Below are 20,114 nucleotides of genomic sequence, written 5' to 3' on the forward strand. Positions count from 1 at the left end.
GTAGTAGTTACTCAGTGCTGAGCAACTACTATAAATAGCATAACAATATGTGTTTCTTATTACGGTGGTGTTTTTATTAAGCAGCTTTGCTACTAATAGCACGTTGTAGAATACGGCGTGACACTTCTAAATCATTGTTGCTGTGCTCGCCTAACTGAACCATGTTGTGCGCCTCAAGCTGCTTGATAATCGGATCAATAGCTGACTCATCAAGTTCTGCATCTTCTAAACTGACGGGCAAGCCAAGGTCACGGAAGAAGTTTTCTGTAAGGATAATAGCGGCTTCAATGACAGCGTCTTCGTCTTGATGAGTATCATCGAGCGTAATATTCCAGACATTATGTGCATATTGAAGTAGTTTCTCTTTTTTGCTGTCTTTCAACTCACGCATTACTGAGGGTAATAAAATGGTTAGGGTGCGAGCATGATCGATGCTATGTAACGAGGTTAGCTCATGACCGATCATATGTGTCGTCCAGTCTTGCGGTACGCCTGCACCGATTAGACCATTGAGTGCCATGGTCGCTGTCCACATAATATTCTTACGTGTTTCTAAGTTTTCTGGATCTTGTTTAACGATACGACCTTCATCAATGAGGATTTTCAGCAAGCTCTCAGCAAAGGCATCTTGCACTTTTGCATTGACTGGATACGTTAGGTACTGTTCCATGACATGGACAAAGGCATCCGCAACACCATTCATCACTTGACGCTCAGGTAATGTCAATGTTTTGATTGGATCTAATATTGAGAACTTAGGGAAGGCAAGTGCGTTGCCAAATGGTAGCTTAGCTTGACGTTCACTATAATTGATGACGCCGCCTGAGTTCATCTCAGAGCCAGTGGCTGGAATGGTCAAAACAGCACCCAAATCGATGGCAGAATCAATGTCTCTGCAATAGCTGGTTAGTGCGTTCCATGCTTGTTCGCGTGAGACAGTCGTGCCATCTTCTTCAGTGAGTGACGATACCAATGCCACAAATTTGCTACCATCAATGACTGAGCCGCCACCGACCGCTAGCAAAAAGTCAATATTGTGCTCATTGACCATGTCTGCTGCTTTTAAAAGAGTCGTGAATTCTGGATTGGCTTCAATACCACCAAATTCGAATAGGGTACGTGTACCACTTGCAGCCAAGGCTTCTTTTACTTCGTCTAGCGTACCTGTGCGCTGTGCCGAACCGCCACCATAAGTGATAAGTACACGGGCATCAGTCGGTACCAATTCCGATAGTTGTTTGATTTGACCTTCACCAAAGACGATACGTACTGGATTGTAATATTGGAAGTTATTCATAGTATTCCTAAAATCATTAAATATTTGTGTTAGGCGTATGGGGTGCAAAAATCTCAGTGGCAAATTAGCCATTCGTTTTTGCAACTGTGGGCATTGTACATTAAATAGACCAGTCGTCTAGTAATTTTTACAAAACTCTCTTATAACTCAATTTTTTGCTTTAGATATAGGGAAGTATAAATGGCTAAAAAGCGTTTAACGCACGAGATTAGCGTCCCAATTGAGAAGTAGTCATCTGCCATACTTCTGCAAGCGGTGTATTGGTTTGGCTAATCTTGGCGATTAAACTGGCACCAAGCCAAGCAAAATACCAACGTTTTGCCATGCTCTCGGCCGCGATATTGTCAGGTTGTGGTACAGAGTCATCCGCCCAGCCTGCTTTGATTTGTTCAGCAAGCCAGCTGATGGTCTGCTGGTAACCAGCATTCAGTGCGATGCGCATAGGTTCAGACAGATCTGCAACCTCAGCGCTGAGCTTCACCACCAAGCATTTTTCATGATCACAGCCATTTTGCTGGGTGTCATACCAGCTTTGAAAGTAATCATAAATCTTTTGCTGAGCATTAACTTTTTGACGACCAATGGTGTCTAAGCGTATCTTATAATCAGTGAAATAATGACTGATGATAGCTTCACCGAACGCTTCCTTTGAGGCAAAATAATGGTAAAAAGAGCCTTTAGGAATACCGGCTGTGTCTAGTATTTGTTTGATACCGACGGCAGTAAAGCCTTTTTTAGAAATCAATTGATAGCCTGTTTCTAACAGATGCGTTTTGGTATCTGGTGGGATTGTGGTTGAGGCCGCAGACATAATGGTAATGTCCTCCTATATTTTTTATGAATGTATTTCAGAGATAAGGTATGGCGAATAATGCTACTTAGCGCGCTATTAACAATTATTCATGATACTTTCTATGGGTCGATGCAGATTTTTATCGTTGCTTATAATGAGTGCTTATTGTCAGGGTTGATATGGTCACGTTACGTTTTTTCAACAATACTTGCTGACAAAATACGCTTATTTGTATGAGGTCTATGGTAGCATTAGACCAGTCGTCTAGCAAGTTTCGTTTTGATGTGCTTAATCAAATGTCGCGAGCGCAGGCTATTTAATATAAATAACTGTGTTAAGGGTTATTTTTTATCTGCCTCAATTTGCTAGCCATACTGTTTTATTGACAACCAACATAACATCCATAAAATAAATGAGAAGAATTATGTTAACTGATACCGATAATACCAAAGCCAATGCCTATAATGATTTCCACCTCCAGTACATTGCAGGGGAATGGCAAAGCGGTCAAGATGATAGCGTCAATACCAACACCAACCCCTACAATGGCGATACACTTGTAAAGATTCAGCAGGCGACAGAAGCACAGCTTAATGAAGCTTATCAAGCAGCAAGTGCGGCACAAAAAGAGTGGGCACAGCAAACGCCAGCGACACGAGCAGGTGTACTATATAAAGTGGTTGAGATTTTAGATCAGCGCCAAGATGAAATCGTCGATTGGCTCATTAAAGAGTCGGGCAGTACCCGTGTTAAAGCCATGGTGGAGTTTGCTGCTACCCGCGGCATTACCCTTGAGGCTGCGACTTTCCCCAGTCGTGTACATGGCGAGATTCGTCCATCTAACACCCCTGGCAAAGAAAACTTTGTTTACCGTGAGCCCATCGGTGTCGTCGCTGTCATTAGTCCGTGGAACTTTCCATTACATTTGACACAACGTTCTATTGCACCAGCCTTAGCACTTGGTAACGCTGTGGTACTCAAGCCTGCGAGTGATACTCCAGTGACTGGTGGTTTGCTGCTAGCAAAAGTATTCGAAGAAGCAGGTTTGCCAAAAGGCTTGCTCAACGTGGTTGTTGGCTCAGGCAAAGAGATAGGAGATGCGATCGTTGAACACAAAACCCCAAGCTTTGTATCATTTACTGGCTCTACTTCAGTCGGTAAGCGCATTGGCGAGTTGGCTAATGGCGGCGACTACATTAAACAAGTAGCGCTTGAGTTGGGTGGTAACAGTCCATTTGTGGTATTAAAAGACGCTGATATTGAGCAAGCGGTCAAAGCAGCAGCCTTTGGGAAGTTCTTACATCAAGGTCAAATCTGTATTGCTATCAATCGTATTATCGTTGAAGACGAGATTTATGATGACTTCGTTGAGCGTTTCTTGGCACACGTTAAAACGTTAAATGTCGGCGATCCGAGCAAACAAGACACGGCGGTTGGTCCGATTATTAACAAAAAACAAGTCGAATCGTTGAAAGAGAAAATCGCTAATGCGCAGAAAGAAGGCGCAAAAATGATATTAAGTGGTGAGATTAAAGGTCAAGTGGTACCGCCGCACATCTTTACTGAAGTGACGCGCGAGATGGATTTGTCACGTAATGAGGTGTTTGGACCATTGGTCGGTATCATCCGTGCCAAAGATGAAGATGATGCGCTCTCGATTGCCAATGACTCAATGTTTGGTCTGTCGAGTGCGGTATTTACAAAAGATATGGCAAAAGGCATGCGCTTTGCTCGCGGTATCAGAGCGGGTATGACCCATATTAATGATATTTCAGTCAATGATGAAAGTAACTTACCATTCGGTGGCGAGAAAAACTCAGGTATTGGTCGTTTTAACGGTGAGTGGGTGCTAGAAGAGTTCACTAGAACGCACTGGATATCTATGCAACATGAGCCACGCGAGTATCCGTTTTAAGCGATGTATATTTTCAATGCTCTAAATTAAAGTTTTAACAATAAAAAAGCCTGCAAATCAGCGGGCTTTTTTTATGGGAACGTTGAAAGTGTGATTATTTAAGGTGAAAGCCTAGCAAGCCTTGTATCTCCTCGACGGTCATATGTCTAACGAGCGCTTGATCTTCTACCGACAAGCGATTGGTGTGCTCTTTTATCATAGTATGGATGCTACGAGCGACCTCAGAGGTGCTAGCATAATACATTTGCGGCTCTTCTTTGGTGAGTTTCATCAAAAACTTATCGATGATTTTGCGCTTTTCATGGGAAGCGTGTTCTTGAGTCATGACATTCTCCTAGTTATAAACCATCTAAGCAGTCAGCTCAGTGATAGTCAATGCTTATGGCTAGTATAACGCAGATAACAACGAGGTTAGCGACTTAAGTTGAACGGGTAACACGCTCTATACTGTGTGTCACATTCTAAAATATTATAGTTTAGACTCAGCTTCAAGTGAGCGCGTTTAACTACTTGGGAATCGAGAGTATGTCAAATCACCAATCAGACAACGCATCAAATAAGTCAGTCAAAAAAGCGGTATTGGTCTTATTTCATAACGATTTGCGCATAGAGGACAATGAAACGTTAGTCAAAGCGGCGACATTGGCTAAAAGTAATCAAGGCAACCTGATGCTTATCTATGCTGATTTTTTGGCTGATTGCATTCAATCGAGAGAGAGCCGTCAAGCTTACCACTTTAATGAGATGGGCGCTGCTCGTCAGCAGTTCTTGTCTGAGAGCTTGGCTGATTTGGATCGATCGCTTCAGCGCCTTGGTAATCGATTGCTGTATCTGTCGCCAAGCTATTTATCAAAGAGTCAGTTGTCGCCAGATAAGGTAGAGTCTGCCTTAAACGCCTTTACTCAGTTATGCCAGCTCATTGAGCAGCAACAAGTCACCGATATCTGTGTCAGCCACACCGCAGACTATAATCAAAATAAAGGCTATGCTGCCTTGCAGAGCAAATATCCGCAGATAATATGGCACAGGCAATCAACCCATACGCTATTTGCTGATTTACCGACACAAGACCTGCCCAAAAGCTTTACCCAGTTTCGCAAAAAGGTTGAAACAAGCCATGATTTATTGAATGCTGACGACGAAGTGGCCGTTTTTCCTACGCCAAAGTCGCTGCCGCCAATGCCTGATGCGTTAATAGCGCATAGTAAATACCTTTTTAAAACACAACCATCTGATGAGCAAGCGCTTAGTTTTAAAGGTGGTGAAACAAATGCAATGCTTCATTTAACTCACTATTTCGATTCTGCTGCGCCGCGCACTTATAAAACCACACGTAATGCACTGGATGACTGGACGCATTCCACTAAATTCTCACCTTGGCTGGCAAATGGTTGCTTGTCTGTGAAAATACTGTTGAATCGCTTACGTCATTATGAGCGTGAGGTTATCGCCAATGAGTCAACGTATTGGATATGGTTTGAGCTGCTGTGGCGCGAGTATTTTTATTGGTATGCAATTGAGCATGGTAGTAATCTATTTTTGTTTAAGGGCATTGGTCATCAATTACCAGCTACTCATTTTGACGATCAGCGTTTGCAGCAATGGCAGAATGGCAGCACGCCATATCCTATCGTCAATGCCTGCATGAATCAGCTAAAGCAAACAGGGTATATGTCTAATCGAGGCAGACAAATCGTTGCTAGCTGCTTTATTCATGAGCTGGGTTTAGACTGGCGTTACGGTGCAACCTATTTTGAGCAGCATCTTATCGATTATGATGTCGCGAGTAATTGGGGGAATTGGCAATATCTAGCGGGCGTAGGCGCTGATCCAAGAGGATGTCGGCAATTTAATCTTCGCAAGCAAACCCAGCAACACGATCCCAATGGTGAGTTCATTGATAAATGGCAAGGCGGTCATGCACGTTAAAGCGGTTTATGGATTTTAGACCATAAATGCTAAATAGCACGTTTTAAACCGCTTAATAGTCTTATCAGCGGTGGTTTTTTATGCTAATAGCAAAACGTTATAATGAGCTATAAAATTATCACTATTGTATAACTTATAACATTCATTTAAAATGAATCTTTAAGTTAAACTCTATTCACATGCTTCTAAGAAGACTGCCATGCAATCGATCAACTTACCCAGCAAGCCGCCCAGCTCTCCGCATCCTATCCTGAATCTGAGCTTTCGAATATTTTTTAGTGCTGCCGCGCTATTTGCCGTGATAACGATGCTGCTATGGTCTTTTGTATTTACCGGTCATACAGATATTGACGCACAAGCACTGAATCCGTTGTACTGGCACGGTCATGAGATGGTCTATGGTTATGCCTTGGCGGTCATTGCAGGATTTCTCCTCACGGCAGTGAAGACGTGGACAGGGGTAATGATGCCGCATGGTTATAAGCTGCTGGCTATATTTGGCTGTTGGCTGCTGGCACGTTTGAGCTGGGCAGGTTTTGGGCTTGGTATGATGGTTGCGGGTAGCAGTATATCGTTGTTATATGTCGCCGCAGTATTTGACTTATTGTTTATCGCCTCAATGGCATTTGTGATATGTCGAGCGGTATTGCAGGTCAAGCAGTATAAGCAAATGGGCATCTTAGCGAAATTGGCATTATTGACCGTTGGCAATGGAATCTGCTACTGGGGTATTATCAATGCCGATATGAGTATGACTAAAATAGGTATTTATCTAGGGTTTTATTTAATTATCGGTTTGGTGCTGACCATTGGTCGCCGCGTGGTGCCATTCTTTATTGAACGTGGTCTCAGTGTTGGAACGACGGAAGTCATCAAGTTGCGCAATAGTAAAGTACAGGATATTGCGAGTTTATTGTTTTTCTTAGCCTTTTTTATCAGTGACTTGTTTTATCCTAATCAGTATCTGCTGACTATTACAGCACTTGGCGTAGCAGTGGTTAATATCGTCCGTTTGGTAGGTTGGTATCATCGCGGTATCTGGCAAAAGCCATTGCTTTGGTCATTATATGTTGCATTTTTGGGCATGTGTTTGAGTTTTCTGCTGTATGCGCTGCAACCATGGTTGGGCTATACTCATAGTATTGCGATGCATGGGCTTGCCATTGCTGGCGTTGGTATGATGACCGTGGCGATGATGACGCGAGTATCGCTTGGCCATACGGGACGCAGCATTCATCAGCCGCCCAAGACGGTGAATATTATGTACGGTCTGATGGTATTGGCATTTGTCAGTCGCGTGCTGTTGCCGCTTGCCGATATGAGTCACTATCTATTATGGATCATGATTGCCCAAGGGGCGTGGATTGCTTGCTTCGTGCTATTTTGCATCAGTTATTTGCCGATGCTGGCACGTCCTAGACCTGATGGTTTGTTTGGTTAGAGCCTGTAGAGCCGTTATAATGCTATCGCCAAAATAATAGGGTATTTATCCAAGTCTATCGACTGATTGTTGATATTTTTAAGTAGATTATTTTGCAAATGTTATAAGGTTTTAAGACCTTTGTTTTCCAGACACTGTTTGTTTGAAATACCGTTTATCCGAAATACCGTTTGTTTGAGATACTGACTTTTCAAGACCCTCATTTTCAAAATTATAGAGTTACATTGCTAAAATTTAGGCTGATACATACTTGAGAGATTTATATAAAATAGGAGCGCAAATAAATGCGATTGACCAATTATAGCGATTATGCACTGCGCTCATTGATTTACTTGGCGGTGAGACCAGAGCCGCCATTACTCGCAAATATCAGTGGTATTGCCGACAGTTATGGCATTTCTAAAAGTCATTTGACCAAGATTATTCATCAGTTGGGTCAGCTTGGTTATATAGAAAGTGTGCGTGGTAAAAATGGCGGTATACGTTTGGCTCGTGCGCCAAAAGACATCAATTTGGGTGTATTAATTAAACAAATAGAGCCAGACTTTGATTTGGTCGAATGCTTTGCGACCCCCGCGAATGATAAGAGTAGTGATGGTGGACAGACTGGTTCAACAGGTTTGCCTATTACGCTTATTGATGAAACGACAAATAATGCTAGAGGCTGTGTCATTAGCCCAGCATGCCAACTAAAAAGTGTATTCTTTGAAGCATTAACGGCATTTATTAACGTCCTTGAGCGCTATACCTTGGCAGATATCATCAATAACGAAGATGAGCTAGCGTCTTTATTGTTTCGTTAATAACTTTTGATGTTGATGGCGTCATTGCAAAAAAGGGAGCGACCATCTTGGTCACTCCCTTTGTTATGCTTCTAATGTGAGATTATACGGTCAATTAAGCTTTTTCTAATTTTGGACGGGCTTTATCAATGGCTTTTAATAGCGCCACTTCAAATTCACCGTCATTGAATGTCACTAAATAGGAATGTGCGGCGCAGAAATTACGCGCATCGCGCCATTCATGTGCCAAATTGCTTGCCCAATCGCAGTATTGCTTGCCTGCATCGGGCTCATTTTTTAGCGCTTTTTTGGTCGTTGGGTGCAGTATCAGTTCAGGTAATATCGCCTCTAATAACTTCATCGGTGGACTCATAAAGGTATCATCGACGTGCAAGCTTTGACTGGCAGGATGATAGGCTAATAGTGAGCCTGCATGAATCATCTCATTGGGTGAGATATAGTGGATGCCTTGTGACATTGAGAACTTAAGCTCAGGGTAACGCTTGGCGACCGCATCGCTTTCAACCAAGTCATCTGCCCATTGTACTTCAGGTACTTTTTTATGGTGGCGGCGACTGCCATAAAAGGTCGCCTGCGGGAAGTCTTTTGCCATTTGTGCACAGTGCACCGTATGGAATGGGTGGACGTTCAGTACTGCTTCGACATCTTGACCATTATTGGTTAATGCCATCACCTCATCGCGTACGTCACCAGTCAATGAATAACTATCCAAAAATATAAACTTTCCTGAGTTTAACTGTATAAGTGAGCACTGAGTGCCAATGTTTAGAACACCGCCAATGCGAAAAGATCCGCGTATATTCCAAAATCCTGCCCCTAAATCATGAATTTTATCGGTCATTGAAATTATTCCTTAGTGTTTTTATTCGAGTTTTTTAATGTCTCAGCAATTTTAATAATGAATATTCCTTATCAGTAGATGACAACTTATTATAATTGATATCTTATTATGGTGAGTCATGTACCTAAAGTCTGTTATAAAAAAGATGTTGATTGTTAGGTTCAGTGTATAACGTTAAAGTCGGATATAAGCCTATATTACTCGAGGGTCATTGTCATTCATAGCTTATAATTTATAGATTATTATTTAATGAATCTGTATAATATCTCTCACTATTTAATTTGTATTTGAAGGTTGAGTCATGAGATTTTTTGGAAAAATGAGCGCATCAGCGGTTATGGCAACGATGTTATTAGCAGGTTGCTCAAGCCTAAACAATGATAACAGCGTCACTAAAATTGACACTATCCAAGCTGCTCAAACCGCACCAGTCCCACAAGTGGGTTTTCGTTTCAGCACTACTGAGAATTTTGATCTTGCCAATCAAAACAAACTTTCTTGGCGTGTGTTTTATGACAAACCCTCCACAGGTGCAGATGCTACTTGGTTTGACGCCGTAAAACATGGTGATCTAGCCACGGTCAAATACATGGTTAACAATGGTCAAGACTTAGAAGTTAAAGATACAGGTAGCCTTAACCAAACGGCGTTAGGCTGGGCTGCTTTTATCGGCTATGAAGATGTGGTCGATTACTTAGTCAGCAAAGGTGCTGATATCTATGCTAAAGATGACGGTGATGTTTATAACGTCATGAAATCTGCTGTACTGGGAAAAAATACCAATATTGTCAAAAAAGTACATACGTTATTGAATGAAAAAGCGCCTGTGGACTTAAATGATCAGACGGTAGAAAGTGATGGTGAAACCTTGATTATGGTTGCAGCTAGTAATAATCGCCTTGAAACTGTCAACTATTTATTGGCGCAAGGTGCTAATCCAAATCTAGTGGCAACGACCAAAGACAAAAAAATGGGCTCATATAATCAAGGTGCCTATTCATATGCGTGTTCGCGAGATTTGGTTGATATGCAAAAGCTATTAGCCGCCAATGGTGCTGTGAATCATCGCACTGGCAAAGCGAGCTGTGAATAATTGCGTTAATGACTTTACAAAAAAGGCTGCCATTTCGGTAGCCTTTTTGTATGCTAAGCGCTCCTAAGTCAGAGATTGACCAGCAGATTGTTTATCAGTACCTAGTTTATAAGTGCTTTTCTCATGAATGCCTTGTTTATGAGCAGTTTTTATAGTCGTAAGCGGATATACGAGGATTGTTGCCATAGTTGTCGTTACTACATAAAAACTGATCGAATCGGGTATCGCCATTAATATAGCGATGCATCCAAGCAATACCGGGCTTGCTCAGTAATATCTCATTAAAACGATAACTTGGACAAAAATGGCTACCGTTCTTTATCTCAATCTTCATTTTTGCGCCTGTAGCTTTATCATAAAAACGACTGCTGTATTTTTTATTTGAGGCAATACGGTCATTCTGGCAAGTAATGAATAAAGCAGGCGTGTTCATTTCGCCATAGTCTTTATCGTGATAGGGCGTTTGCGCAATAATCGCTCGAACCGTCTGACGTTTTGTCGCTAGCTCGAGTGCACCGCCGCCGCCCATTGACCAGCCAATAGCACCCAAGCGCGTACTATCTATCTGAGCGCCTACCGTATTGTCACGAAGCATATGATCAAGCGCGGCACTTAACTGCGCCGCACGGCTCTCTGGGTCATCATAAATGGAGTTGGTATCGATGGTAATAACCACAAATCCCCAAGATGCCAAACGTGGCCCCCACCATTTAATAGAAGATTCGTAGGACACATAACCGGGTATCACTGCGATTCCGCCTAACAGACCATAGCCGCCTGCATTGGTTGGATAATAAATAGTTCCGCCACCAAAGCCGTTGGCTAACTGACGAGGAACGGGTTTTTTGGCCACCGAAAAAGGCCCTTTATCACGCGTATCTGACAGATTAGCCGCTGTAATAATACTGTCGGCGATACAGTTTGACGGCACGGCTGGTGCTGATACAGGCGATGTTATTGCAACCGCTGACGCTATCGGGGTTGATACTATTTTGGTCGATTGCTCTTTAATTGTGAGCTTGTTCGTTGCGGCTACTTCGTCTAACGTAACTGCCGACGCATTTATAGAAAAAACCAGTGCGCCTATAGCGCCAATCCATTGCGAATAATAAGGGTATTTGGGCATGATAGAGCGTCTGCTATAGGTGAGTTGGATTTTGTCGCAGGTTATATTTTGTGGGTATAAGTTTTTGTGAATTGCATTTATATATAATAGATCAAAATAATAGTAGACAGTAATCTGCTTGCTGTCAAAAATATACGTCATCTACGCAGTATATAAATCAGCAGTTTTTAGTGTTCAACAGACCCTAAGCATAAATAAAGCAATACCGATAACACACCGAAACCAGAGTCTGGTATTTGGTGTGCTAAAATCATATATGACGCCTATCCCTAGCATCAGCCATTATTTTCATTATTGTTTTTGTCATTATTTCAGCTATTATCGTCCTATTTCTATTACTCACGCCAGATCATCCGCGTCCAACATAGCCTGTATCCCTGTGAAAAATACCATCAGTAAATCCCAAAATAATATGCCAGAACCTCTATCTACACCAATCAATAATGCAACATCGTGGGTCTTAAAACTCACCATTGGCTTGATTGGGATGTTTGCCTTTTTGCAAGTCTATTCTATTCAGGCCATTTTGCCCGTATTAATGGTAGACCTGTCTGCAACTGAGGTGCAAGCTGGTATGATCGTCGGTGCAACGGTGATGGCGATTGCTATTATGTCGCCATTCTTGGGCATGCTGTCTGACGCTGTGGGGCGTAAATCCTTTGTCGTTGGCGCGTTATTATTTTTAGCGATACCAACTGCTTTAATTGCCCAAAGTCCGAGTATTGGTTGGATGGGCATGTGGCGGTTTATGCAAGGGTTGTCTGTACCGGGCATTACCGTGGTGACGATAGCTTATATCGGTGAAGAGTTTGAGGGACGCGCTGTCACGGAACTGATGTCGTTCTATGTCTCAGGCTCGGTACTTGGCGGCTTTATGGGGCGATTTTTACTTGGGCACTTGCACGAGCTTATCGGCTGGCGTGCAGGCTATTATGTGATGGCAGCGATGACCCTTATCGGTGCGCTGTGGGTCGGCAAGATGCTACCATCGTCACAGCAGTTTGTGGCCAATCCGAATTTTCGTTCCGCGATGCAGACGCTCGGTGAGCATTTAACCAATCGTTATGTGGTGACGGCTTGTCTGTTAGGGGCGTGTGTTTTATTTTCACTCGTGGGTTGTTTTACCTTTATCAATCTACATCTTGCTAAGACGCCATATGAGTTGAGTACGGGTGCGCTTGCCAATATTTTTGCCGTTTATTTAATAGGCGTTGTCATCACGCCATTGTCGACGACCTTGCTACGTCGCTTTGGTTCAGCGCGCACAGTACGTGTGGCTGTTTTCGTTTCTATGATTGGGGTGCTGTTAACACTAGTGACGCCGTTATGGGGCATTATTATTGGTCTTGCTATTATGTCCTCAGGTGTCTTTATCACCCAAGCTGCCACCATCAGTTATATCGCCGTCAATGTTAAAAAAGGGCGCTCATTGGCGTCTGGTTTATATTACATGGGGTATTATGCTGGCGGTACGATGGGTGCGTGGTTAGGCGGCATGGCTTATGCGCGCGGGCAGTGGTCGCTCACAGTATGGCTGCTCTTATTTGTACAGATTTTGGCATTACTGGTTGCCAGTTTTGGCATGATAAAAACAAAATCACGCGCGGCTTGATGGCTGTTTTTGAGCAATTTTCATCAAGCTATTGCAGCTTAGGATGTTTACGTAAGGTCGCTTTACATAGCACCTATTTTTTCTTACTATCGATATAGCCTGCTCAATACGCCATCAATTATCCATGATTCACCCGCATAATAACTTATCCGCATGACCAACAAGGACGTCACATCTATGTCAAATATTTACCACAGCGCCCCTTCTGCTTACGATTATCCTTTATTAGTTAAGCAACTATTGAACCGTGCCAAAACGGTGTCGCTTGAGCAAGAAATCGTTTATGCTGACAAAAAACGCCTCACTTATAAAGATTTATTCAATCGTATCAATCGCTTGGCCAATGTCTTAGCAGGTTTAAATCTAGATGCAGGTGATATAGTGGCGGTGATGGATTGGGACAGCCATCGTTATCTTGAGTCGTATTTCGCGGTACCGATGTCAGAGTATATTTTACAAACCGTTAATATCCGCCTATCGCCAGAAAAAATTCTTTATACCATCAATCACGCTAAGCCAAAAGTGCTGCTGCTCAACTCTGAGTTTGCGCCATTGGTCAAAAGCTATCAGTTTGAAAACTCTAGTATTGAGCACATTATTTGGCTAGATGATGATGGTGTGACATTTGAAGGAGTCTTCGGTGGTAATCAAAACCGCGTAGTAGGTGAATATGAAGCGTTATTACAAGCTGCCGATAGTGAGTTTGACTTCCCAGATTTTGATGAAAACACCATTGCCACGACGTTTTATACCTCAGGCACGACGGGCGATCCAAAAGGCGTATTCTTTAGCCACCGCCAGTTAGTATTGCATACCCTCACCGAAGCTGCGACACTAGGTATGCTGCCCGACAAGCAAGGCGTCAGTTACGGTGATGTCTATATGCCGATGACGCCAATGTTTCACGTGCATGCATGGGGCTTTCCATTTACCGCGACCATGGCTGGTCTGAAGCAAGTGTATCCGGGACGCTATGCACCAGATGTGTTAATGGATTTGATTATTAATGAAAAAGTTAGTATTACCCATTGTGTCCCAACGATTTTGCAAATGGTGCTCAAAGAAGCGCAAGATCGTGGTGCCAGTTTCAATGGCTTAAAAATGATCATCGGTGGCTCACGATTGACAGAAGGCTTGGCAAAAACAGCCATGGCACAAGGTATCGAAGTATATACTGGTTATGGTATGTCAGAGACAGCGCCCCTTATTAGCTTGACAGAATTTAGTCTCGACGAGCCTAAAATGAGTGAAGATGAAGATATCGCTCGCCGTTGTATGACTGGTAAGCCCGTACTGATGGTGGATGCTCAAATATGGAGTAGCAATAATGAGTCGGTTGGTACCGGTCAAGACAATACTGGCGAGCTGGTATTACGCGCACCTTGGTTAACGCAAAGCTATCTGAAAAATGACGATGCGGGCAAAGAGCTGTGGGAAAACGGCTATATGCACACCCAAGACATTGCTTATATACGTCCTGATGGTTATATTAGGATTACTGATCGCTTAAAAGATGTCATTAAGTCAGGCGGCGAGTGGATATCGTCATTAGAGATTGAGACGATTTTGTCGTTACATCCAGCGGTCGCTGACGTATCTGTGATTGGGATACGTGATAAGCAATGGGGCGAGCGTCCATTGGCCTTGATTGTGTTAAAACCTAATGCTCAAGACACGAGCGTTGATGATATCAAAGCCATTGCTGAGAAAGCCGTAGAGCGGGGTATTATTCCGAAATATGGTGTGCCAAGTCAGTTTAAGTTCGTCAATGAGTTGCCAAAGACTTCTGTTGGTAAGCATGACAAAAAAGTGATGCGTGAGATGTATGCTGATCAAACTGAGGTGTAGGTTTAAAGTGTCTTAACTATTGAGCAGATAACCGGCTTAATAGTTGACCTTTATTGTTAGCTCTGCTACATTTTAAACCGATACCTAATAAATCGATACGTAGTGTATCGGTTTTTTTGTTCTATTAGAGATAGCTGGCAGGGATAGCCAATCTTTATTATGACATTATTAGACAATATTACATCGTATTACCCATCATTTATGCTAAGGACAGCTATTATGAGCGAGCAAACCGCCACTTCAGTGACTAACCAATCGTCAGATCAAGCTCAGACTTCTCAAGCGTTATCTAATACCACTCAAACTTTTGCTGAAATTTATCACTCTTCTATTGAAAATAAAGAAGAGTTTTGGGCTGAGCAAGCCAAGCGTATCTATTGGCATAAAGAGCCTGAGCAAATCCTTGATGACAGTAATTTGCCATTTGCTAAATGGTATGTCGGCGGCGAGACCAATCTTTGCTATAACTGTGTGGATCGCCATCTTGCAGAACGCGCAGAGCAGGATGCTTTTATCTGGTTATCCTCTGAGATTAACCAAGAGTTAATAGAAACCTTTCCTGCAGTCGTCGATGCGTTTAAAGATTTGGGTAATAACGTTGAGCTTTACACGGACTATACCAAGCGTCGTCTGACCTATAATGACCTATATAAAGAAGTCAATTATTTTGCTGATGTGCTACAGCGTCATGGTATTGGCAAGGGCGATCGCGTTATCATTTACATGCCGATGATTCTAGAAGCCGCTTATGCCATGTTGGCTTGCGCTCGTATCGGTGCGGTACATTCGGTGGTATTTGGTGGTTTTGCGGCTCATAACTTAGCCATTCGTATGGATGATGCCGAAGCAAAAATGGTCATCACGGTGGATGCAGGTTTGCGCGGTGGTAAAGTTATTAATTATAAAAACCTTGTCAATCAAGGGGTCGAGCAAGCAACAGTTAAGCCCGAACATGTATTGGTCATCAATCGTGGCATTTTACCATTTGAGCCAAAAAATATTGATGTTGATTATGCAACCCAGCGCCGTATCAGCTGTGAAGCCAATGCGATTGTCGAGCCAGTTTGGCTTGAGTCAAATACGCCATCGTATCTGCTTTATACTTCTGGTACGACGGGTACGCCAAAAGGCGTGCAACGTGATACAGGTGGTCACGCGGTTGCGTTAACGACGTCGATGGACTATATCTACGATGGCAAGGCGGGCGAGACATTTTGGGCGATATCAGATATCGGCTGGGCGGTTGGGCATTCTTACACCATTTATGCGCCATTGCTGGCGGGCATGACGAGTGTGATGTATGAAGGTCTGCCGCATCGCCCAAATCCCGGTATTTGGTGGCGAATTGTCGAAGCAAACAAGGTCAATATTTTATTCACGGCACCGACGGGTGTCCGTATGCTGAAAAAACAAGATGAGACATGGATGACGCGCTATGATGTCTCCAGCGTAAAATCCTTCTTTTTGGCAGGTGAACCACTGGATGAATCGACAGCCAACTGGCTGACTAAGCATTTAGGTGTGCCAATTTTAGACCATTATTGGCAAACAGAGTCTGGCTGGCCCATTCTAAGTAACACACCCAAATTTAATCATAAGCCGCACAAGCAAGGCTCACCCGGTTATCCCATGTATGGTTATGATGCGCATGTCATTAATGAAGAAACAGGCGAACCTTGTAAAGCTGGCGAAAAAGGACTGCTCGCGATTCGTGCACCATTGCCGCCCGGTTGTCTGACCACGGTATGGCGAAATGACGAACGCTTTATTAGCAGTTATTTTGGTCTGTTTGATGGCAAGCAATACTCAACCTCAGACTATGCCGTGACTGATGAGGAGGGTTATTTTTATATCTTAGGACGCACTGACGATGTGATTAACGTCGCCGGTCATCGTATTGGCACGCAAGAAATTGAGGAAGCGATTAGTACGCATCCAGAGATGGCAGAATGTGCGGTTGTGGGTATTCATGATGAATTGAAAGGGGAGTTGCCGATAGCCTTTTGTGTGCTGAGAGATCATGAACAAGTCACGACCACTGAAAATCGTTTCCGTATTGAGCAGCAGGTCATCGGTGCTGTGGTCAAATCCCTTGGTGGTATCGCAAGGCCAGCGGCAATTTATTTCCCGCAAGCACTACCAAAAACGCGCTCTGGCAAAATCTTACGTCGAGCCATTCGTGCTTTAGCAGAAGGCAACGAAACAGGAGATATGTCAACGCTTGATAATCCAACAGCGATTGACGCGATTAAGCAGTCCATGAAAGACTACTAATACGATGGCGTATTAATTGAAAAAAGCCATCTGACGTTAATATTGAAAAAAGCTCATGCACAATCATGGGCTTTTTTATTTTTAATTTAAGGCGTCTCCTAATTTTTATCAGCACTTAGTCGCTTTCGCTCAAACTGAAAATATACCTTACATAAAGTTTTTCTCGTTAACATAAACTCAGATAAAATTTTGACAAAGCGCTTGACCCTAAAAATGGTTTATTGGTATAGTCAATAACGATACAAAATAAATCATTTTATAAAATACGTTTGATCGATAAAAGCTCGTCATTTTTTCTCTCTTTTTGAATATTAAGACACCGCTAAAGGGTAGTCTCGCAAACAAGATAAGGATATCTTATGCACCACGTCAAGCAGCTCATCAATGGTCAATTTGTTGATTCTAATACCAGTGAATGGATTGATATCACCGATCCTGCCACGCAAGAAGTCATAGCCAAAGTTCCGCAAACTACTGACGATGAAATAAATCAAGCGGTCGCTGCTGCTCAAGCAGCGTTTCAAACGTGGCGCAAAACGCCCATTACCACACGTGCCCGTATCTTTTTAAAGTATCAAGCATTGATACGCGACCACATGGATGAGCTGGCAGAAATCTTGACCGCAGAGCAGGGCAAGACTATTGCTGATGCACGCGGTGATGTATTCCGTGGTTTAGAAGTGGTTGAGCATGCTGCTGGTATTGCCAATTTACAAATTGGTGACTTCGTTGAGAACGTTGCATCAGGCGTTGATACTTATAGTATTTGGCAGCCATTAGGCGTCTGTGCGGGTATCACGCCATTTAACTTCCCAGCGATGATTCCTCTGTGGATGTTCCCAATGGCGATTGCGACGGGTAATACTTTTATCCTAAAACCTTCTGAGCAAGATCCAATGGTCACGATGCGTTTGGTTGAACTGGCAATAGAAGCGGGCGTACCTGAAGGCGTGCTAAACGTCGTACATGGTGGCAAGGCGACCGTTGATGCGATTTGTGATCATCCTGATATCAAAGCAGTTTCTTTTGTGGGTTCGACCAACGTCGGCAAACACGTTTATGAGCGTGCCAGTCAGTCAGGTAAGCGCGCACAGTGTATGATGGGCGCAAAAAATCATGGCGTTATCCTGCCGGATGCCAATAAAGAGCAAACGCTGAATCAACTAGCAGGCGCGGCATTTGGTGCTGCTGGTCAACGTTGTATGGCGCTATCGGTTGTAGTATTGGTCGGTGCTGCAGGTGAGTGGATTGATGATATCAAGGCCAAAGCAGAAGGTTTAATCGTCTCAGCTGGTAAGCATGATAAAGATTTGGGTCCCCTTATTTCTCCTGCCGCAAAAGCGCGTGTTGAGCATTTGATTGGCACAGGGGTAGAAGAAGGGGCGAGCTTGATACTTGATGGTCGTGGCATTATGGTCGAAGGTTATGAAAAGGGTAACTTCGTAGGGCCGACTATCTTTGATAATGTTACTGCGGACATGCAAATCTATAAAGAAGAAATCTTTGGACCAGTCCTGTGTATCATGCGTGCTGCCAGCTTAGATGAAGCGATTGAATTACTCAACGCCAATCCACATGGTAATGGTACGGCTATCTTTACTCAGTCAGGGGCTGCAGCGCATAAATTCCAACAAGATATCCAAGTCGGTCAAATTGGTATTAACTTGCCGATTCCTGTGCCACTACCAATGTTCTCGTTTTCAGGCTCACGCGCTAGTAAGCTTGGTGATTTGGGTCCTTATGGTAAGCAGGCGGTGCAATTTTATACCCAAACCAAGACGGTTACGGCGCGCTGGTTTGATGATGAAGCAAGTCGCGGTGTTAATACGACTATTTCAATTTAACGCTGAATCACCTATATTTGCATTGACGCTTTAATACACTCTATTCAGCACAAGGATGACCCCATGGATTTTTCATTGACCGATGACCAAATTGCCTTTCGCCAAACTGCTAGACAGTTTGCACAAAAAGAGCTAAAGCCCAATGCCGCTGAATGGGATCGCACTTCGCATTTTCCGATTGATGTCATTAAAAAATCAGGCGAGCTTGGATTTTTAGGGTTATATACCAACCCTGAATATGATGGCTTGGGATTGCCGCGTTTAGATTCTGCCATGGTGTTTGAGGAGTTAGCATGGGGTGATACCGCGGTCGCTGCTTATATGAGTATTCATAATATGGCAGGCTGGATGATTGGTGAGTTTGGCAGTGATGCATTGTGCAAAAAATATTTGCCAAATATGGTTAGTGGTGAATGGCTGGGCAGCTATTGTCTAACGGAACCTAATGCCGGTTCTGATGCCGCATCACTGCGTACCAAAGCCGATAAGCAAGGCGAGCATTATATTCTTAACGGCGAAAAAACCTTTATCTCAGGCGCAGGCTCCACCGATGTGTTGGTCGTTATGGCACGTACGGGCGCTACAGGTCCAAAGGGGATTTCAGCATTCGTCGTTGATGCAGACAGTGCTGGTATCGAATACGGCAAAAACGAGCATAAAATGGGCTGGAAAGCACAGCCGACACGGACGATTAGCTTTAAAGATGTCAAAGTGCCAGTAGAAAATCTCATCGGCGAGGAAGGTCAAGGTTTTCGTATTGCCATGAAAGGGCTAGATGGCGGGCGGATTAATATTGGTATCTGTGCAGTCGGTACTGCGCAAGCGGCGCTTGAGACAGCGACCAATTATGTACAAGAGCGCAGTCAGTTTGGCAGCCCGATTGCTAGCTTACAGTCGGTACAGTTTAAGCTTGCTGATATGCTGACCCAAACCATTACCGCAAGGCAAATGCTCTATTTAGCGGCGAGCAAAGTCGATAATAACGATGTTCAAGCCTCTACTTATTGTGCAATGGCAAAGCGTTTGTCTACTGACTTGTGTTTTGATGTCGCCAACGAAGCCTTACAGCTGCATGGTGGTTATGGCTATCTTAATGAGTATCCGCTTGAGCGTCATGTGCGAGACTTGCGTGTGCATCAGATTTTGGAAGGTACCAATGAGATTATGCGCGTGATTGTCTCACGCCAGCTGCTACAAGATGATGCGTTAAGTCAGCTGCGTTAACCATTTTATATAAATAGATAGTTTGCCTATTCGAATGTATGGATAAAGCAATTTTATAAAAAATTATAACAAGG

Annotated in this window: 15 protein-coding genes; 10 read left to right on the plus strand and 5 right to left on the minus strand. The window is 43.4% G+C overall.

What is annotated here, in order from left to right; genetic code table 11:
- Nucleotides 1-76: 76 nt before the first annotated feature.
- Both ACP69U_RS00250 and ACP69U_RS00255 read right to left on the minus strand, forming a co-directional pair.
- A complete protein-coding gene (locus ACP69U_RS00250) occupies nucleotides 77-1,297 on the minus strand; it encodes an iron-containing alcohol dehydrogenase (RefSeq protein WP_426137443.1) in 1,221 nt (406 codons plus the stop codon).
- Between the two features lie 208 nt (nucleotides 1,298-1,505).
- The gene (locus ACP69U_RS00255; protein ID WP_055124963.1) at nucleotides 1,506-2,108 is read right to left on the minus strand and encodes a TetR/AcrR family transcriptional regulator; all 603 of its coding nucleotides are present in this window, start codon (nucleotides 2,106-2,108) and stop codon (nucleotides 1,506-1,508) included.
- Between the two features lie 406 nt (nucleotides 2,109-2,514).
- On the opposite strand from ACP69U_RS00255, the gene ACP69U_RS00260 reads away from it, so the two are divergent.
- Nucleotides 2,515-4,005, plus strand: coding sequence for an aldehyde dehydrogenase family protein (locus ACP69U_RS00260; RefSeq protein ID WP_426137444.1), 1,491 nt, complete (start codon nucleotides 2,515-2,517; stop codon nucleotides 4,003-4,005).
- Between the two features lie 94 nt (nucleotides 4,006-4,099).
- Here ACP69U_RS00260 and ACP69U_RS00265 read toward each other — a convergent pair whose 3' ends face one another.
- Complete coding sequence (locus ACP69U_RS00265) at nucleotides 4,100-4,330, minus strand: hypothetical protein (protein ID WP_045446342.1); 231 nt, start codon at nucleotides 4,328-4,330, stop codon at nucleotides 4,100-4,102.
- 200 nt (nucleotides 4,331-4,530) lie between these two features.
- Here ACP69U_RS00265 and ACP69U_RS00270 point away from each other — a divergent pair, with 200 nt between their 5' ends.
- The 3 genes from ACP69U_RS00270 to ACP69U_RS00280 all read left to right on the plus strand — a co-directional run bounded on the left by ACP69U_RS00270 (nucleotide 4,531) and on the right by ACP69U_RS00280 (nucleotide 8,178).
- A complete protein-coding gene (locus ACP69U_RS00270; RefSeq protein WP_426137445.1) occupies nucleotides 4,531-5,934 on the plus strand; it encodes a DASH family cryptochrome in 1,404 nt (467 codons plus the stop codon).
- A 199-nt stretch (nucleotides 5,935-6,133) separates the two neighbouring features.
- Entirely contained in the window at nucleotides 6,134-7,375 is a 1,242-nt protein-coding gene (locus ACP69U_RS00275; RefSeq protein WP_426137446.1) for an NnrS family protein, read from the plus strand.
- A 284-nt stretch (nucleotides 7,376-7,659) separates the two neighbouring features.
- Nucleotides 7,660-8,178 (plus strand): Rrf2 family transcriptional regulator, encoded by a 519-nt coding sequence (locus tag ACP69U_RS00280; protein ID WP_426137447.1) that lies wholly within the window; start codon nucleotides 7,660-7,662, stop codon nucleotides 8,176-8,178.
- A 94-nt stretch (nucleotides 8,179-8,272) separates the two neighbouring features.
- On the opposite strand, the gene ACP69U_RS00285 is transcribed toward ACP69U_RS00280, so the two are convergent.
- Nucleotides 8,273-9,019 (minus strand): hypothetical protein, encoded by a 747-nt coding sequence (locus tag ACP69U_RS00285; protein WP_109590054.1) that lies wholly within the window; start codon nucleotides 9,017-9,019, stop codon nucleotides 8,273-8,275.
- 301 nt (nucleotides 9,020-9,320) lie between these two features.
- Between ACP69U_RS00285 and ACP69U_RS00290 the strand changes: the two genes are divergently transcribed.
- The gene (locus tag ACP69U_RS00290; RefSeq protein WP_227676062.1) at nucleotides 9,321-10,112 is read left to right on the plus strand and encodes an ankyrin repeat domain-containing protein; all 792 of its coding nucleotides are present in this window, start codon (nucleotides 9,321-9,323) and stop codon (nucleotides 10,110-10,112) included.
- 136 nt (nucleotides 10,113-10,248) lie between these two features.
- Here the strand turns inward: ACP69U_RS00290 and ACP69U_RS00295 are convergent, their stop codons facing one another.
- On the minus strand, nucleotides 10,249-11,238 hold the full coding sequence (locus tag ACP69U_RS00295; RefSeq protein WP_426137448.1) for an alpha/beta hydrolase family protein: 990 nt from the start codon (nucleotides 11,236-11,238) through the stop codon (nucleotides 10,249-10,251).
- Nucleotides 11,239-11,650: 412 nt separating this feature from the next.
- Between ACP69U_RS00295 and ACP69U_RS00300 the strand changes: the two genes are divergently transcribed.
- The 5 genes from ACP69U_RS00300 to ACP69U_RS00320 all read left to right on the plus strand — a co-directional run bounded on the left by ACP69U_RS00300 (nucleotide 11,651) and on the right by ACP69U_RS00320 (nucleotide 20,040).
- Nucleotides 11,651-12,850 (plus strand): MFS transporter, encoded by a 1,200-nt coding sequence (locus tag ACP69U_RS00300; RefSeq protein ID WP_426137668.1) that lies wholly within the window; start codon nucleotides 11,651-11,653, stop codon nucleotides 12,848-12,850.
- A gap of 177 nt (nucleotides 12,851-13,027) precedes the next feature.
- Nucleotides 13,028-14,698, plus strand: coding sequence for a fatty acid--CoA ligase (locus tag ACP69U_RS00305; RefSeq protein ID WP_426137449.1), 1,671 nt, complete (start codon nucleotides 13,028-13,030; stop codon nucleotides 14,696-14,698).
- A gap of 219 nt (nucleotides 14,699-14,917) precedes the next feature.
- The gene (locus ACP69U_RS00310) at nucleotides 14,918-16,972 is read left to right on the plus strand and encodes a propionate--CoA ligase (RefSeq protein ID WP_426137450.1); all 2,055 of its coding nucleotides are present in this window, start codon (nucleotides 14,918-14,920) and stop codon (nucleotides 16,970-16,972) included.
- A gap of 359 nt (nucleotides 16,973-17,331) precedes the next feature.
- Complete coding sequence (locus ACP69U_RS00315; protein ID WP_426137451.1) at nucleotides 17,332-18,816, plus strand: CoA-acylating methylmalonate-semialdehyde dehydrogenase; 1,485 nt, start codon at nucleotides 17,332-17,334, stop codon at nucleotides 18,814-18,816.
- Nucleotides 18,817-18,879: 63 nt separating this feature from the next.
- Complete coding sequence (locus ACP69U_RS00320) at nucleotides 18,880-20,040, plus strand: acyl-CoA dehydrogenase family protein (RefSeq protein WP_426137452.1); 1,161 nt, start codon at nucleotides 18,880-18,882, stop codon at nucleotides 20,038-20,040.
- Nucleotides 20,041-20,114: the final 74 nt, after the last annotated feature.

Source organism: Psychrobacter sp. TWR1-1-1 (genome assembly GCF_049895865.1).
Taxonomy (GTDB): domain Bacteria; phylum Pseudomonadota; class Gammaproteobacteria; order Pseudomonadales; family Moraxellaceae; genus Psychrobacter; species Psychrobacter immobilis_A.

Coding starts and splice junctions, on each gene's coding strand:
- ACP69U_RS00250 (WP_426137443.1), bottom strand. CDS start 1,297: ATGAATAACTTCCAATATTACAATCCAGTACGTATCGTCTTTGGTGAA.
- ACP69U_RS00255 (WP_055124963.1), bottom strand. CDS start 2,108: ATGTCTGCGGCCTCAACCACAATCCCACCAGATACCAAAACGCATCTG.
- ACP69U_RS00260 (WP_426137444.1), top strand. CDS start 2,515: ATGTTAACTGATACCGATAATACCAAAGCCAATGCCTATAATGATTTC.
- ACP69U_RS00265 (WP_045446342.1), bottom strand. CDS start 4,330: ATGACTCAAGAACACGCTTCCCATGAAAAGCGCAAAATCATCGATAAG.
- ACP69U_RS00270 (WP_426137445.1), top strand. CDS start 4,531: ATGTCAAATCACCAATCAGACAACGCATCAAATAAGTCAGTCAAAAAA.
- ACP69U_RS00275 (WP_426137446.1), top strand. CDS start 6,134: ATGCAATCGATCAACTTACCCAGCAAGCCGCCCAGCTCTCCGCATCCT.
- ACP69U_RS00280 (WP_426137447.1), top strand. CDS start 7,660: ATGCGATTGACCAATTATAGCGATTATGCACTGCGCTCATTGATTTAC.
- ACP69U_RS00285 (WP_109590054.1), bottom strand. CDS start 9,019: ATGACCGATAAAATTCATGATTTAGGGGCAGGATTTTGGAATATACGC.
- ACP69U_RS00290 (WP_227676062.1), top strand. CDS start 9,321: ATGAGATTTTTTGGAAAAATGAGCGCATCAGCGGTTATGGCAACGATG.
- ACP69U_RS00295 (WP_426137448.1), bottom strand. CDS start 11,238: ATGCCCAAATACCCTTATTATTCGCAATGGATTGGCGCTATAGGCGCA.
- ACP69U_RS00300 (WP_426137668.1), top strand. CDS start 11,651: ATGCCAGAACCTCTATCTACACCAATCAATAATGCAACATCGTGGGTC.
- ACP69U_RS00305 (WP_426137449.1), top strand. CDS start 13,028: ATGTCAAATATTTACCACAGCGCCCCTTCTGCTTACGATTATCCTTTA.
- ACP69U_RS00310 (WP_426137450.1), top strand. CDS start 14,918: ATGAGCGAGCAAACCGCCACTTCAGTGACTAACCAATCGTCAGATCAA.
- ACP69U_RS00315 (WP_426137451.1), top strand. CDS start 17,332: ATGCACCACGTCAAGCAGCTCATCAATGGTCAATTTGTTGATTCTAAT.
- ACP69U_RS00320 (WP_426137452.1), top strand. CDS start 18,880: ATGGATTTTTCATTGACCGATGACCAAATTGCCTTTCGCCAAACTGCT.